General features: G+C 61.0%; 14 protein-coding genes. 4 read left to right on the top strand and 10 right to left on the bottom strand.

Features of this window, described 5'->3' with window-relative positions; translation table 11 throughout:
• Positions 1 to 42: 42 nt before the first annotated feature.
• From E3Z29_RS16030 to tpx, 3 genes are all read right to left on the bottom strand, one after another.
• A complete protein-coding gene (locus tag E3Z29_RS16030; RefSeq protein ID WP_134786279.1) occupies positions 43 to 3,138 on the bottom strand; it encodes an MdtB/MuxB family multidrug efflux RND transporter permease subunit in 3,096 nt (1,031 codons plus the stop codon).
• Positions 3,135 to 4,442, bottom strand: coding sequence for an MdtA/MuxA family multidrug efflux RND transporter periplasmic adaptor subunit (locus E3Z29_RS16025; protein WP_027613731.1), 1,308 nt, complete (start codon positions 4,440 to 4,442; stop codon positions 3,135 to 3,137). The genes E3Z29_RS16030 and E3Z29_RS16025 overlap by 4 nt, the downstream gene beginning before the upstream one ends.
• Positions 4,443 to 4,617: 175 nt before the next feature.
• Complete coding sequence (gene tpx / locus E3Z29_RS16020; protein ID WP_007968505.1) at positions 4,618 to 5,118, bottom strand: thiol peroxidase; 501 nt, start codon at positions 5,116 to 5,118, stop codon at positions 4,618 to 4,620.
• Positions 5,119 to 5,450: 332 nt separating this feature from the next.
• On the opposite strand from tpx, the gene E3Z29_RS16015 reads away from it, so the two are divergent.
• Positions 5,451 to 5,876 (top strand): YciI family protein, encoded by a 426-nt coding sequence (locus E3Z29_RS16015; RefSeq protein ID WP_134786278.1) that lies wholly within the window; start codon positions 5,451 to 5,453, stop codon positions 5,874 to 5,876.
• 122 nt (positions 5,877 to 5,998) lie between these two features.
• Here E3Z29_RS16015 and E3Z29_RS16010 read toward each other — a convergent pair whose 3' ends face one another.
• The 4 genes from E3Z29_RS16010 to E3Z29_RS15995 form a co-directional block, all read right to left on the bottom strand.
• On the bottom strand, positions 5,999 to 6,670 hold the full coding sequence (locus E3Z29_RS16010) for a DUF3313 domain-containing protein (RefSeq protein WP_134786277.1): 672 nt from the start codon (positions 6,668 to 6,670) through the stop codon (positions 5,999 to 6,001).
• A gap of 329 nt (positions 6,671 to 6,999) precedes the next feature.
• A complete protein-coding gene (locus E3Z29_RS16005) occupies positions 7,000 to 7,974 on the bottom strand; it encodes a hypothetical protein (RefSeq protein WP_134786276.1) in 975 nt (324 codons plus the stop codon).
• A 307-nt stretch (positions 7,975 to 8,281) separates the two neighbouring features.
• The gene (locus E3Z29_RS16000; protein ID WP_096797324.1) at positions 8,282 to 8,761 is read right to left on the bottom strand and encodes a DUF934 domain-containing protein; all 480 of its coding nucleotides are present in this window, start codon (positions 8,759 to 8,761) and stop codon (positions 8,282 to 8,284) included.
• The gene (locus E3Z29_RS15995) at positions 8,758 to 10,431 is read right to left on the bottom strand and encodes a nitrite/sulfite reductase (RefSeq protein WP_134786275.1); all 1,674 of its coding nucleotides are present in this window, start codon (positions 10,429 to 10,431) and stop codon (positions 8,758 to 8,760) included. The genes E3Z29_RS16000 and E3Z29_RS15995 overlap by 4 nt, the downstream gene beginning before the upstream one ends.
• 291 nt (positions 10,432 to 10,722) lie before the next feature.
• Here E3Z29_RS15995 and ccoN point away from each other — a divergent pair, with 291 nt between their 5' ends.
• Together ccoN and E3Z29_RS15980 are read left to right on the top strand one after the other, a co-directional pair.
• Positions 10,723 to 12,150 carry a cytochrome-c oxidase, cbb3-type subunit I gene (ccoN, locus tag E3Z29_RS15985; protein ID WP_047294666.1) on the top strand — a complete coding sequence of 476 codons (1,428 nt, stop codon included), beginning with the start codon at positions 10,723 to 10,725 and terminating at the stop codon, positions 12,148 to 12,150.
• An 18-nt stretch (positions 12,151 to 12,168) separates the two neighbouring features.
• Positions 12,169 to 12,387 (top strand): hypothetical protein, encoded by a 219-nt coding sequence (locus E3Z29_RS15980; protein WP_027613752.1) that lies wholly within the window; start codon positions 12,169 to 12,171, stop codon positions 12,385 to 12,387.
• A 130-nt stretch (positions 12,388 to 12,517) separates the two neighbouring features.
• Here E3Z29_RS15980 and E3Z29_RS15975 read toward each other — a convergent pair whose 3' ends face one another.
• Complete coding sequence (locus E3Z29_RS15975; protein WP_134786274.1) at positions 12,518 to 13,009, bottom strand: hypothetical protein; 492 nt, start codon at positions 13,007 to 13,009, stop codon at positions 12,518 to 12,520.
• Positions 13,010 to 13,214: 205 nt separating this feature from the next.
• Here E3Z29_RS15975 and E3Z29_RS15970 point away from each other — a divergent pair, with 205 nt between their 5' ends.
• Positions 13,215 to 13,907: an aspartate/glutamate racemase family protein gene (locus tag E3Z29_RS15970; RefSeq protein WP_098963905.1), complete on the top strand. Its 693-nt coding sequence runs from the start codon at positions 13,215 to 13,217 to the stop codon at positions 13,905 to 13,907.
• 20 nt (positions 13,908 to 13,927) lie between these two features.
• Here E3Z29_RS15970 and E3Z29_RS15965 read toward each other — a convergent pair whose 3' ends face one another.
• Together E3Z29_RS15965 and E3Z29_RS15955 are read right to left on the bottom strand one after the other, a co-directional pair.
• Complete coding sequence (locus E3Z29_RS15965) at positions 13,928 to 14,437, bottom strand: GNAT family N-acetyltransferase (protein ID WP_134786273.1); 510 nt, start codon at positions 14,435 to 14,437, stop codon at positions 13,928 to 13,930.
• A 187-nt stretch (positions 14,438 to 14,624) separates the two neighbouring features.
• Positions 14,625 to 15,605, bottom strand: a complete 981-nt coding sequence (locus tag E3Z29_RS15955; RefSeq protein WP_134786272.1) for a LysR family transcriptional regulator — start codon at positions 15,603 to 15,605, stop codon at positions 14,625 to 14,627.
• Between the last annotated feature and the right edge of the window lie 24 nt (positions 15,606 to 15,629).

Genomic DNA, 15,629 nt, shown 5'->3' with positions numbered 1-15,629 from the left:
CGCGAGCAAGCCCGCTCCCACAGGGGGAATGTGTCCAGACAGTCATACCGGTACCTCTTTGGCATTGGTTTTGCCAAAGCGCCGACCGAGACGGTCGAAGTACAGATAGATCACCGGCGTGGTGAACAGGGTCAGCACCTGGCTCACCAGCAGACCGCCGACCATCACCAGACCCAGTGGCTGACGCAACTCAGCCCCGGAACCGGTGGCGAGCATCAACGGCACGGCGCCGAACAGCGCGGCCAAGGTGGTCATCAGAATCGGCCGGAAGCGCAGCAGCGCCGCCTGATAGATCGCCTGCTCCGGCGCCATGCCCTGGGTGCGTTCGGCGTCGAGGGCGAAGTCGATCATCATGATCGCGTTCTTCTTGACGATACCGATAAGCAGGATGATGCCGATGATCGCGATCATCCCCAGGTCATTGCCGCTGAGCAGCAACGCGAGCAAGGCGCCGACCGCCGCCGACGGCAGGGTCGAGAGAATGGTGATCGGGTGGATGTAACTTTCGTAAAGCACGCCGAGCACGATGTACATGGTCACCACCGCCGCCAGAATCAGCAGCAAGGTGCTCGACAGCGACGCCTGGAACGCTTCGGCCGCGCCCTGGAACTGGGTCTGCACGCCAATCGGCATGCCGATGTCCTTCTGCACCTGATCGATGATATCCACCGCATGTCCCAGCGCCACACCGGGAGCCAGGTTGAACGACATCATCACCGCAGGGAACTGGCCGATGTGGGTGATCGCCAGTTGCGCCTGACGCTCCTCGACATGGGCCAGGCTCGACAGGCGCACCTGCGCACCGTCAGTGGTCTTGACGTGAATCTGGTCCAGCGCCGCCGGGCCGATCTTCTCCCCGGCCTGCGCCTGCAGCACCACGCGGTACTGGCTGGCCTGGGTGTAAATGGTCGAGATCTGCCGCTGACCGAAGGCGTCATACAGCGCATCGGTGATGTTCTGCACCGAGACACCGAGGCGCGAAGCCGCATCGCGGTCGATCACCAGATAGACCTGCAGGCCTTTATCCTGCAAGTCGCTGGCAACGTCGGTCAGTTCCGGACGCTGGGCCAGGGCTTCGACCAGACGCCCGCTCCATTGGCTGAGCAGTTCGGCATCCGGCGAGGACATGCTGAACTGGTATTGGGTGCGGCTGACCCGATCCTCGATGGTCAGATCCTGCACCGGCTGCATGAACAGACGGATGCCGACCAGTTTGTCCAGTTGCGGTTGCAGGCGCGCGATCACCTCGGTGGCGCTCAGGTCACGCTGGCCATGCGGCTTGAGGTTGATCAGCAAGCGACCGCTGTTGAGCGTGGCGTTGTCGCCGTCGACACCGATGTAGGACGACAGGCTCTCCACCGCCGGATCTTCGAGAATCACTTTGGCCAGCGCCTGCTGGCGCTCGCCCATGGCCGCGAACGAAATCGACTGCGGCGCTTCGGAGATGCCCTGGATCACCCCGGTGTCCTGCACCGGGAAAAAGCCCTTGGGCACCACCATATAAAGGAACACCGTCAGCGCCAACGTACCGATAGCCACCAACAGGGTCAGCGGCTGGTGTTTGAGCACCCACTGCAACTTGCGCCCGTACGCGGCGATCATCCAGTCGATGACCGCGCCACTGGCCCGGTAGAAGCGGCCCTGTTCGTGGGCCTCCGGCTCACGCTTGAGCAAGCGCGCGCACATCATCGGCGTCAGGGTCAGCGAGACCACCAGCGAAATAAGGATCGCCACCGCCAGAGTGATGGCGAACTCGCGGAACAGCCGCCCGACCACGTCGGCCATGAACAGCAGCGGAATCAGTACCGCAATCAGTGACAGGGTCAGGGAGATCAGGGTGAAGCCGATCTGCTTCGCGCCTTTGAGCGCCGCCTGCAGCGGGCTGTCCCCTTCTTCAATGAAACGCGCGATGTTCTCCAGCATCACAATCGCATCGTCGACCACAAAACCGGTGGCGATGGTCAGCGCCATCAAGGTCAGGTTGTTGACCGAGAAGCCGGCCAGGTACATCACGCCAAACGTACCGATCAGCGACAGCGGCACCGCAACCGACGGGATGATCGTCGCGCTGGCACGCCGCAGAAACAGGAACGTCACCATCACCACCAATGCAATGGCGATCAGCAGTTCGTGCTGCACGTCAGTGACCGAGGCGCGGATGGTCTGGGTGCGGTCGGTGAGCACGGTGACGTCAAGGCCGGCCGGCAGGTTGTCGGTGATGCTCGGCAGCAACGCCTTGATCCGGTCGACCACCTCGATCACGTTGGCGCCCGGTTGACGCTGGATGTTCAGCAACACTGCCTGATTCTGATTGGCCCACGCGGCGAGACGTTCGTTCTCCGCGCCGTCGACGATTTCCGCCACATCCTTCAGACGCAGCGGCGCGCCGTTCTTGTAGGCGAGGATCAGGTTGGCGTAGTCCTTGGGCGATGTCAGTTGGTCGTTAGCGTCGAGCATCGAGACCCGGGTCGGGCCGTCGAAGTTACCTTTCGGCTGGTTGACATTGGACGCGCCGATCAGGGTGCGCACGTCTTCCAGGTTCAGGCTGTTCGCCGCGAGGGCTTCCGGGTTGACCTTGATCCGCACCGCCTGCCGCTGACCGCCGGCAATGCTGACCATGCCGACGCCGCTGATCTGGGCGATCTTCTGCGCCATGCGCGTATCGACCAGATCATTGAGCTTGGGCAGGAGCATGGTTTTCGAGGTGATCGCCAGGGTCAGCACCGGGGTATCCGCCGGGTTGACCTTGTTGTACACCGGCGGCGCCGGCAGGTCGGTCGGCAGCAGGTTGGTCGCGGCGTTGATCGCGGCTTGCACCTGCTGTTCGGCGACGTCCATGTTGATGTCGAGGCTGAAACGCAGGGTCAGCACCGAAGCGCCGCCGGAGCTGGTCGAGGCCATTTGCGTCAGGCCCGGCATCTGCCCGAACTGGCGTTCGAGCGGCGCGGTAACAGCACTGGTCATCACGTCCGGACTGGCGCCGGGATACAGGGTCATGACGCGAATGGTCGGATAATCGACCTGCGGCAATGCCGAGACCGGCAGCAGGCGATAAGCAATCAGGCCGGCCAGAACAATGGCCAGCATGCTCAGGGTGGTGGCTACCGGACGGAGGATGAACAGCCGCGAAATGTTCATGCGCCCTTCTTGGCCTTGTCAGCCGCGGCGGCGTCCGGCGCACTGGCGGCGGGTTTGCCCTGCAGGTGCCCGGTCGGGGTGGTCGGCACGTCATTGCTGTCGTTGACCACTTCCACTTCGCTGCCTTCTTTCAGGCGGTCGGTGCCTTCCAGCACCACGCGATCGCCCGCGGCGAGGCCTTCGGTGACCACGGTGTTGGTGCCGTCACTGGCGCCGATCTTCAGTTGGCGGATGGTGACTTTCTTGTCGCCGTCCAATGCGTAAACGAACGTGCCGTTGGTGCCGAACTGAATCGCCGCCGACGGTGCGAGTACCACGCCTTTCAAGGTATCGGCCAGCAGATGGACGTTGACGAACTGATTGGGGAACAGCGACTGGTCGCGGTTATCGTAACGGGCCTTGAATTTCAGGGTGCCGGTGGCGACGTCGATCTGGTTGTCGAGGCTTTGCAGCACGCCGCTGGCCTGGATCTTGGTATCGCCGCGATCCCATGCCTCGGCCGGCAGTTTGGCGCCGCTGTGGTAGCGCGCCAATACGGTTTCGAGACTGTTTTCCGGCAGGGTGAAGACCACGCTGATCGGTTGGGTCTGAGTGATGACCGCAAGGAACGTGGTGTCGTTGGCGGCGACGAGGTTGCCGACGTCGACCTGACGCAGACCGACGCGACCGGCAATCGGTGCGCGGATCTTGGTGAATTCGAGATTGAGCTTGGCGTCGTTGACCGCCGCCTGATTGGTCTTGACCGTGCCCAAGTACTGGCCGACCAGCGCTTCGGCGGTGTCCAAGGTCTGCTTGGCGATGCTGTCTTCCTTGTACAGGCCGCGATAACGCTCGACGTCGACCTGTGCGTTTTTCAACTGCGCCTGATTCTGCAGCAAGGTGCCTTCAGCCTGGAGCAAGGCGTTCTGGTACGGACGCGGATCGATCTCTGCCAGCAGGTCGCCGGCCTTGACCATCTGCCCTTCCTCGAAATTGATCTTCACCAGTTCACCGCCGACCCGGCTGCGCACGTTGATGGTGTTGAGCGCAGTCACCGTGCCCAGTGCCTTGTAATACAGCGGGAAGTCACCCGTGACCGCCGGCGCCACGCGCACCGGAATCGGCCCGGCCGCGCCGCCGAAGCCTGGCCGCATCATCCCCGAACGTCCGGCATGGCCGCTCGCCGCCTTGTCGGCGCCCTCCTTGTGGGCCGAACCGGCGGGCCAGAATTTCCAGCACAGGACGGCGATGACCAACAGGACGAGCAGGCTGATCAGCCAGCGACGGGAGTTGCGAGGGGACGATTGCATGGATTGATTAACCATTGGGCGCGTGGGCTTCTTTTACGGGAGGCTGAACGATAAGCACTGATCGGATTTAAGCAAAGCAGCTTTACCGGCAATTTACCTTCAACTTACGTTTCAAGGTGTGAGGCAAAACACTGATACACAAATGAAAACGGCCTGGACAGGGCCAGGCCGTTAACAATTGTAAAAGCGCTTATTTCAGAACGGCGAGTGCTGCGTCGTAGTTCGGCTCTTCAGCGATTTCCTTGACCAGTTCGCTGTGCAGGACGTTGTCGTTCTCGTCCAGCACCACCACGGCACGGGCGGTCAGGCCTTTGAGCGGGCCGTCAGCGATGGCTACGCCGTAGTTTTCGATGAATTCGGCACCGCGCAGGGTCGACAGGTTCTGCACGTTTTCCAGACCTTCGGCGCCGCAGAAGCGGGCCTGGGCGAATGGCAGGTCAGCCGAGATGCACAGCACCACGGTGTTGGCCAGTTCGTTGGCCTGAGCGTTGAACTTGCGTACCGAAGTGGCGCAGGTCGGAGTGTCGACGCTTGGGAAGATGTTCAGCACTTTGCGCTTGCCGGCAAAGTCTTTCAGGGTAACGTCGGACAGATTGCCGGCAACCAGAGAAAAGGCTGGCGCCTTGGAACCGGCTTGTGGCAACTGGCCGTTGACTTGAACCGGGTTGCCTTTGAGGGTGACTTGAGCCATGACTTTAGTCCTTCTTAACGTGGTGATTGAGCATGCAAGAGGCCGAAGTTAACCACGAAATTGTCCGACGACCTATGCCCTGCATGAAAATTGTCAGGGGCCTGCGCAAAAAATTGTATACAACCGCAAATCCTGTGGGAGCGAGCTTGCTCGCGAAAGCAATCTGCCAGTCAACGCTATGCTGAATGTGCCGCCGTCTTCGCGAGCAAGCTCGCTCCCACAGTGATCTTCGCGGAGCTCGAGTTTGCATCATTTACTTAGGAGTTCTGTCGATTCGTGAGGTGCCCGTTCGACTAAGCAGTGAATCAACCCCATTCCCTGGAGAAACCACCATGCGATTCATGATCCTTGTCAAAGCCAGCGTCGACTCCGAAGCCGGCATCATGCCCAGCGAAGAACTGATCACCGCCATGGGCAACTTCAACGAAGAACTGGTCAAGGCCGGCATCCTCATCGACGGCAATGGCCTGCACCCGAGCAGCAAAGGCGTCCGCGTGCATTTCTCCGGCGCCCAGCGCAGCGTCATCGACGGCCCGTTCATCGAGACCAAGGAGCTGGTGGCCGGGTACTGGATCTGGGAAGTCAAATCGAAGGAAGAAGCCATCGAATGGGTCAAGCGCTGCCCGAACCCGATGCCGGGCGACTCTGATATCGAGATACGGCAGATATTCTCCGCCGAGGATTTCGGTGCCGAATTCACGCCTGAGGCGCGGGCGCAGGAAGAACGTGTTCGCGAGCAAGCGAAGAAAAACCTGTAATCCCTGCCCCCTGTAGGAGCTGCCAAAGGCTGCGATCTTTTGATCTGGCTTTTAAAAAATCAAAGTCAAAAGATCGTCCGATCGCGGCCCGAGCCTGCGGCTGCTCCTACAAAGGCCCCAGCTTATTTGGACTTGAGCTTCACATACATCTGACGCATGTCATTGGCCCAGCCGTCGATGACAGGTTTGACGTCGGAGGCCTTCATCGCTTGAGTTTCATTTTCCAACGGTTTACCGGTGCCTTTGCGCACCACTTGCGCCACCACCTTGTTGCTCGCACCGTCGAGGAACACCGCTTCGGTGGCCAGGGTGGTTTCCTGATCGCGGATACCGCTGGCAGTGCTGACCGCTGCCGCGACCAGAGCGACCGGGATCACTTCATACGCGTGCAGGCCTTCGGTCTTGCTGCTCACGGCAGTGATCGCCGCCCGCACCACAATCACTCCTGGGCCGGGGCCGTTGGCCAACGGCAGATCCTTGCTGATTTCACGCTTGAGCGCCTGATCGTAATAGGAGGTGATGCCGTTGAGGGTCTGCTGCGAAATCTTCGCGGTCGGTTGCGGCTTTGGATAGAGCTGGGTTGGCTCGATGTACACGCTGGTGAACTTGCTGATGTCGACCTTCGGATCGATCCAGCGCATCACCTCGGCGCCGGACGGCGATTTGGCCTCCTTGAGCTGGCTGTAGTCCTTGAGAAAGCCGGAATACTCATCGGGAGCGACGGTTTTGCTGGAGCAACCCACCACCCCAAGGGTGGCGATGCAAAGGGCGCCCATCATTACTGCTAGCTTCATGCTGTAACTCCTGTCAGAAGGCCTGAATGTGCGTATGGGGGGAGTTACAGGTATAGCTAAAAGCGCGGCGATTGCGTTGCAAAACCACAAAATTCATACGAGACCCCGCGCGGCTTGGCAAACCTCATTTAAGCCACAGATGCAGATACCACTTAAGGCTGGAAGAAAATGAACATGAGCGATCCGGCGTTGAAGTAATCGCTGATCCCTTGTGGGAGCGGGCTTGCTCGCGAATGCATTCCCTCAGCCAACATCAAGGGTGACTGATGTACCGCATTCGCGAGCAAGCCCGCTCCCACAGGGTCAGTGTTGGTCTCGAACACTGAGTATTACCAGGAAGACGTCGCCCCGCTCTTCAACGCCATCTCGCGCCGGCTGTTGGCGCGCATCGCCTTGATCAGCGACACCGAGCCCACCAGCAGAATCGCAGCGCCGAACAGGAAGTCGATGTTGTACAGCTGGAAGTCCTGCACCGGCCCCACCAGCAGCACCCGCACCACGGCAATCGTCACCAGCGTGGCGAGGAAGTCGATCCCCGGCTCGTCACGATAGAACACGTGCAACAGCGGCAGGCACAGCACCAGCAGGAACAACAGCACCACGACCTTGAACGAGCCTTTGCGCTCGACGCTGAACGCGCATTCGTGCGGGCCGTAGGCCTTGTAATCCTCGTCGCGGATCATCGAGTTTTTCTCGTTGATGTACTCGACGCGGTTGTACTTCTGGATCGGCGTGAAGGTGTTGGACATCTCCATCAGCGTGGTGATGTTTTTGAAGCGCAGGTCGATGCGCTCGCTGCCCTTGAGGTAATACAGCACCGGTTTGTAGCCGTGGCGATAGGTGTCGAAGGGGAAGTCGGTGACCTGGCCCTGGACGCCGATCGGCCGTGGCTCAAGCTCGGCGTAGGCGCTTTTCGTTGGAGACGCGAGGTTGCGGCTCAGCGGCTGAACCTTGACCTGTTCGAGGAAGATCGGCGTCACGCCGTACGACCACTGCAACGGTTCCAGGCGCAGACGCAGTTCGTTGCGGCCCAGATCGTAACGGTTGAAGGTGCGTTCGGAGACCACCAGCGAGCCACTGAGCATGAACTCGCCGCGCAGGTTGTTGGTGACGCGCAAGGTCAGTTGATCCTTGCCCAACAGCGCCGCTTCGGTGGACGGCGGCGCGCCGCACCACGCGGTGCTTTCACCGGCGCCGCCCAACTGGCCGTCGCGGTTTTCCTTGAACACGTAGAAGTAACTGGCCCACAGCGTCAGCATCAACAGCAACGCCGTGAGGCCCAAAATCTTTTTGCCCGCACTCACTACCCAGACTCCCTTCTTCGTTCCGTCGTCCAGCCGAAAACCCGCTGGCGACGGGGACTCTACCAAAAGGCCAGCATCGACCCAAGGAAAAATCCGGGAATGGTGCGGGATGTAAGGGTTTCCCCTGTAGAGAAGGGGCCGCTAGGCAATTGTGATGAGGGGATTTATCCCCGACCGGCTGCGCGGCGGCCGCAGAACCAGCCAACAGGTTTTAGCTGAAGAAATGCTTCGGCAGATTTTAGGTCTGCTTCGCAGCCCATCGGGGATAAATCCCCTCACCACAAAGTATCTATCAAGCAATGGATATTCAGCGTCTACGAAACAGCGGGCGTGGCTCGATCACCGAGCGGCCGTACAGCACGCTCATGCCGGCCAGTCCCTTCAGCGCATCCTCAGCCGATTTGTCCTCGCGTACCGCAAAACTGTCGAACCCGCACTGACGCATATGGCTGAGCTGATCGCGCAGCACATCGCCAATCGCCCGCAGCTCACCGGCCCAGCCAAACCGGCTACGGAGCAGATACGCCTGACTGTAGGCGCGACCGTCGCGAAAGCTCGGAAAATCCAGGGCAATCAGCGGCAGCGAGGCCAGCCACGGCACCACGCTTTCAACTTCATCGTCCGGCCCCAGCCACACCGCGTGGGTCGAGGGCGATTGCAGCCAGTGCGCCAGCGGCAGGATCAACAATCCTTGCGGCCTGCCCTGCTCCGGCTCGCGAACCAGCGTCCATGGGTCGTCCTCGATCAGGCGTGCGACACCTTGCTCCAGACGCAGCAGATTGTTCATGCCGACGCCTCCAGCACTTTCGGGTAGACCCGTTCCTTGAAAGGCTCCAAGCCAATGCGCGCCACGGTGTCGACAAACAACTCCTCGCTTTCGCGGTATCGCACAAAAGTGCCGATGATCCGCTCGATCACCTGCGGCACTTCGGCCGCGCTGAACGATGGGCCGATGACTTTGCCCAAGGCGCTGTTTTTGCCCTGCGCGCCGCCAAGGGTGATCTGATACCACTCGCTGCCGTTCTTATCGACGCCGAGGATGCCGATATTGCCGATGTGGTGATGGCCGCAGGCGTTCATGCAACCGGAGATGTTCAGGCTGATGTCGCCCAGATCGTGCAGGTAGTCGAGGTTGTCGAAACGCGCCTGAATCGCCTGGGCAATCGGGATCGACTTGGCGTTGGCCAGCGCACAGAAATCGCCGCCAGGGCAGGCAATGATGTCGGTCAGCAGGCCAACGTTGGCGCTGCCCAGATTGCGCTCGCAGGCAAGCTGCCAGAGTTCGTACAGATCAGACTTTCGTACATCGGGCAGGACGATGTTCTGCTCGTGGGCAATGCGAATTTCGCCAAAACCGAAGCGCTCCGACCAGTCGGCCACCGCCAGCATCTGCAACCCGGTGACATCACCCGGCGGTGCGCTCAAACCGGGTTTGGTCGACAGCACCACGCTGGTGTAACCGGGTTTCTTGTGTGGCTGCACGTTGCGCGCAACCCAGCGGGCGAACGCCGGGCTTTCAGCCAGATGCGTGCCGAAATCCAGATCGGTATCGGCCAGGGTGTGATAGATCGGCGGCACGAAGGCACTGGCGACCCGCTCGTATTCAGCCTCGGTCAGCTGCGCCGGGCCGTCCTTGAGGTGTTGCCATTCTTCCTCGACCTCTTTGGCGAACGCCTCGATGCCCAGCGCCTTGACCAGAATCTTGATCCGCGCCTTGTACTTGTTGTCGCGCCGGCCATGGCGGTTGTAGACCCGCAGGATCGCCTCAACGTACGACAACAGGTGCTGCCACGGCAAACCTTCGCGGATCTGCAGACCGAGGATCGGCGTGCGCCCCAACCCGCCGCCGACGATCACCCGCAGCAGCATCTGCCCGTCGCGCCCCGGATAAAGATACAGGCCGATGTCATGCATCATGATCGCCGCGCGATCCTGCTTCGCCGAGCAGATGGCGATCTTGAACTTGCGTGGCAGGAAGAGGAATTCCGGGTTGATCGTCGACCATTGCCGCAAGATCTCGGCCAGCGGGCGCGGGTCGATCATCTCGTCCGCCGCGACCCCGGCAAACGCCTCGGTGGTGATGTTGCGCACGCAGTTGCCGGAGGTCTGGATCGCGTGCATGTTGACCTGCGCCAGCCGTTCAAGGATGTCCGGCACCTGCGCCAGTTCGATCCAGTTGAATTGCAGGTTCTGCCGCGTGGTGAAGTGGCCGTAGCCGCGATCGTAATCGGCGGCGATGCTCGCCAGCGTGCGCATCTGCTCGGCACTCAGGGTGCCGTAGGGAATCGCCACCCGCAGCATGTACGCGTACTTCTGCATATACAGGCCGTTTTGCAGGCGCAGCGGCAGGAACTCCTCCTCGCTCAACTCTCCGGCCATGAAGCGCTCGACCTGATCGCGAAATTGCGCAACGCGCTCGAACACCAACGCCCGGTCGTAATCATCGTATTGATACATGCAGCGGCTACCCCATCAGGTTTGATCCCAGATCAAAACTGTGGGAGCGAGCAAGCCCGCTCCCACAGGATTTTCCCCGACTATGGACGAGCAGCGCAGCACGCAACAGATTCACCTGAAGTCATAAAAACCATATCAGGGCGCGGCAGAACGCCGCAGGCAGGACTTGAATCTGATCCGTACAAATGAAAGATTCCTGAGCCTGTTTTGTTTCCAGTGGTGTTTCTACAGTGCAGCTCGTGCCAGACCAGGGTGGCCTGGCAAGACTTTGCAACCGTGGATGAACTGACCATGAGCACAGCAACAATCGGACAGGCTTATAACTACAAGGTCGTCCGCCAATTCGTTATCGCGACGGTTTTCTGGGGTGTTGTCGGCATGGCGATGGGGGTCTGGATCGCCTCGCAACTGGTGTGGCCGGACATGAACCTCGACCTGCCCTGGACCACCTTCGGCCGCTTGCGGCCATTGCACACCAGCCTGGTGATTTTCGGTTTCGCCGGCAGCGCGCAATTCGCCGCCAGTTACTACGCGGTGCAGCGCACCTGCCAGGTGCGGCTGTATTCGGACAAGCTCGCGGCCTTCACCTTCTGGGGCTGGCAATCGGTGATCGTGATCATGCTGATCACCCTGCCGCTGGGCTACACCACCACCAAGGAATACGCCGAGATCGAATTCTCCGGCGCGGTGTGGATGGCGGTGGTCTGGGTCGCGTACGCCATCGTGTTTTTCACCACCGTGGTGCAGCGCAAGACCAAACACATCTATGTCGGCAACTGGTTCTTCGGCGCGTTCATTCTGGTGATCGCCATGCTGCACGTGGTCAATCACCTGTCGATCCCGGTGGACTGGTTCAAATCCTATCCGGTGTATTCCGGGGCCACCGATGCCATGGTGCAGTGGTGGTACGGCCATAACGCGGTGGGTTTCTTCCTGACCACCGGCTTCCTCGGAATGATGTATTACTTCGTGCCAAAACAGGTGAATCGCCCGGTGTATTCGTATCGGTTGTCGATCGTGCATTTCTGGGCGCTGATCACCCTGTACATCTGGGCCGGCCCGCACCACTTGCACTACACCGCACTGCCGGACTGGGCGCAGTCGCTGGGCATGGCCATGTCACTGATCCTGCTGGCGCCGAGCTGGGGCGGCATGATCAACGGCATGATGACCTTGTCCGGTGCCTGGCATAAGTTGCGCACCGACCCGATTTTGCGCTTCCTGGTGCTGTCGCTGGCGTTCTACGGCATGTCGACCTTCGAAGGCCCGATGATGGCGATCAAGACGGTCAACGCTCTCTCCCACTACACCGACTGGACCATCGGCCACGTTCACGCCGGGGCTTTGGGCTGGGTGGCGATGATCACCTTCGGCGCGACGTATCACATGGTGCCGAAAGTCTTTGGCCGCGAGCAGATGTACAGCACGCCGCTGATCAACCTGCACTTCTGGCTGGCGACCATCGGCACGGTGTTGTACATCGCGTCGATGTGGGTCAACGGCATCACTCAGGGCCTGATGTGGCGAGCGATCAACGAGGACGGCACGCTGACCTACTCCTTCGTCGAAGCGCTGCAGGCCAGTCATCCGGGGTTCATCGTGCGCTTTGCCGGCGGGGTGTTCTTCCTCAGCGGCATGCTGCTGATGGCCTACAACGTCTGGCGCACGGTGCGGGTCGCCGACGTGGCGCTGGCACGCAGCCAGGCGCAGATCGCCTGAGGCAGGGAGCCGCAGAGGATGGATATTTTCTTGAATGTGCTGGGGGTGGTGTTTCTGTGGCTGGCGGTGGAGTACTGCCTGCGCCATCAGACTTCAGAGAGCCTCGACGATGCGAGCATGGTGCCGTTTGCTGATGATCCGGAGGTGGCACGGCGGGTGGAGCTGGCGACCGGCAAAACCGTGAAGGCGGTGGCGCCGGAAGAGGCGAAGCCGGGCTGGATCAACCTCGAGATGTAACCCCACCACCGCCCCTTTGTAGGAGTGAGCCTGCTCGCGATTGCGGTCATTCAGCCAACTGTATGGTGACTGATATACCGCTATCGCGAGCAGGCTCACTCCTACAGGGGACTTGTGCAAATCCTGAGATCTAGGCGCGATCGCGCGGGATCAGGCTCTGCAGCTGCTGCGCGAGAAAATCCGCATCAAACACAAACGTGTCGGGATCCTTCAAGCCATTGGTCTTGCGCCATTGCCACTCGCCGTTCGGCAGCCCGACCAACGAAATACTGCCGTAGCGCGCCGCCGTCAGGCCCATCACCGCCAGGGAAATCTGCCCGGTGCTGCCCATCACGTCTGGCACGAACTCCACCGCTTTGCCGGCGATCACGATGCTCAGTTTCTCCGTCTTGAAGGTCGAGGTTTCCACCGGCGTGCTCGGCCCGAATGCGACGTAAGCCTCGCGGCTCACCTCCAGCAGGTTCGGTGCCTGCACCGGTTCCAGCCATTGCTGGATCTGGCCGAACAGCTCGGTGATGCGGCTGGCCCACGCCTGTGACTGCGTTTCGAACAATTGCTTCTTGTGCGCTTCACTCTCGGCATAGTGACGAAGCATTTCGCCCAGTTGTTGTACGTCGTTCATCGGTACGTTCCTCGGGGAGAGCCTGCGATAGTCGATAGTGACAGATCGAGGCGCCGGCGTACGTTAAACCTCGATCGCCGGCACCGGGACACTTGGCAACAGGATCAACGGTACAGTTGCTTTGTACTGGCATCCGTCATTGAACCGATGGACACTCGGCCGGAGCCCGACTTTTCCAATACGGGCCATTGTTCGAGGAATTTCAATGCGCACCATCGGCCTGATCGGCGGCATGAGCTGGGAATCCAGCGCGGAATATTATCGTCTCATCAATCAACAGGTTCGTGACCGGCTCGGCTCGCTGCGCTCGGCGCAAATCCTGATGTACAGCGTCGACTTCGGCCCGGTCGAACAGGCCCAGCACGCCGGGCGCTGGGACGACGCAGCGGCGATTCTGGTGGATGCCGCGCGCAGGCTCGAGGCCGGCGGCGCCGAATGCGTGGTGCTGTGTACCAACACCATGCACAAGGTAGCGGCGCAGATTCAGGCAGCGATCAGCATTCCGTTCCTGCACATCGCCGAACCGGCGGCGCAGGCAGCATTGGCCATCGATGCGCGCACGGTCGGTCTGCTCGGCACGGCGTTCACCATGGAGCAGGATTTTCTCAAGCAGCGCCTGATTGCGCAGGGTCTGACGGTACTGGTGCCGGACGACGCCGAACGCAAGGACGTGCACCGGATCATCTATGACGAACTGTGCGTCGGGGTGATCAGTGACGAATCACGCAAAATCTATCAACGGGTGATCGAAGCGCTGACCGCGCGCGGCGCCCAGGCGATCATCCTCGGCTGCACGGAAATCGGCCTGCTGGTCAAACCCGAACACAGCGCCCTGCCCCTGCTCGACACCACCGAGCTGCATGCGCAGTCGGCGGTGGCGTTCGCTCTGGGCAACTGACTCCCACAGGATTTTTTGGCTTATCGACGACGCAGACGGGCCATGCTCAGGGTGTCGACCCATTGCCCGTCGCGCACGGCGTAGTCACGAAACAGGCCTTCGTTCTCGAAGCCGAACTTGCGGTAGAGACCGATGGCCGCCTGGTTGTCGGCGTACACCGAGAGTTCGACCCGGTGCAGGTTCATCCAGTTGTCGGCGACGTCCAGCGCCGCCGCCAGCAGTTTCGACCCGACACCCTTGCCTTGCCACGCCACAGCGACGGCCATGCCGACGCTGCCGGCGTGGGCGCGGCGAATCCGCGAATAGTTTTCCAGCCCGAGATGACCGACCACCGCGCCCTGATGCAGCGCCACCAGTTTGACCATCCGCTCGTTCTCCGCCAGCAGCCGTTGGCGCCAGATCTCGGTGGACTGAAACGGCATCTGCAACACCTGCCGGGTCACGGCCGGATCGTTGTACAGCGCGGTAACGGCCTCGATATGGGATTCGTTGAAGCGTTCGAGGGTGATGGCGGGGTTGTGGTCGGGCATGGCGGATCCTTCCTGGATCGATGTGTGGCTGATCACTCTAAACTGCCGGTTATCAATTTGGCGAGGTTTCAAACTGTGGGAGCGGGCTTGCTCGCGAATACGGTCTGAAATTCAGCACTTCTGTTGCCTGACACACCGCCTTCGCGAGCAAGCCCGCTCCCACAGTGGATTGGGGGTGTTGGGAAGATCAGGTCTGGAACCATTCCTGGCGTTCGTTGAAGGTGTGCTGGATCAGTTCGACCAGGGTTTGCACCTCGGCGACGTCCCGGGATTCAGCATTCACCGCCAGCCATGCCTGCAACTGCATCGGCTCGTCAAACAGCCCCGGCAGCGCAATCAGCCCGCGATCGAAACGGCTCATGTACGCCGGCAGCAACCCGATGCAAGCGCTGCAGCGGATCATTTCCAGCATCAGCTCATAGGACTGCATCTGCACCACGCCGGCTAGACGTTGTTCGACCAGTTCATTCCACGGCCGGAAGCTGTCGATCTGCCGGTCGTGCTGCCATTGCACCAGCATGAAATCGCTGAGGTCGTCGGCACTCGCCGGGCGCGCGGTGACGCGGGAATAGCGTTTGGCGATGTGCGGCAGGTAATCCAGACGCGCCAGGGCCTGCGGCTGACTGGTGGCGAAGGTCGGGCCGGGGCTGGAGGTTTCGCCGTGAGCCAGCCACAGCACCACGTCGGCGCTGACTGCGCGCAAGGCCAACTCGCTGTCCAGCGCAATGATCTCCAGGCGCACGCTGGCATTGCGCCGCAGCAACGCGATCAGGTCGCGACCGAGGATGTCATGCAGGATCGATTCGGCTACCGCCAGACGGATCAACGGTTGCTCGACCACCGGCAGTTTGCGTTCGTGGGCCAGCGCGACCAATTGCGCCTGCAACTGCTGACCTTCGCGGGTCAGGCTCAGGGCGCTGCCCTGAAAGCTGAACAGCGAGTGCTGCAGTTCCTGCTCAAGCTGCGCCAACTGCTTGCGCAGCAAGGTCGAGCGCACGTTGAGGCTGCGCGCGGCCTGCATGAAGCAACCGCAGCGGGCACTGACCAGAAAATATTGCGCGACCTCGGCATCGATGGTCGCGGCTTGCGCCAGCCAAGGCTCGCGCTCGCCCTGTGCCCAGCGACAGTCGGGGCTACCCTGTCGTCCTGCGGGTTCGGTGAATGACATCGATGACTCCCTGTCGATCTTTGT

Origin of the sequence: Pseudomonas sp. S150 (genome assembly GCF_004526365.1) — a bacterium.
Taxonomy (GTDB): Bacteria; Pseudomonadota; Gammaproteobacteria; order Pseudomonadales; family Pseudomonadaceae; genus Aquipseudomonas; species Aquipseudomonas putida_A.
Note: the sequence above shows the minus strand (reverse complement) of the source record. Positions and strands in the feature narration are given on the sequence as shown.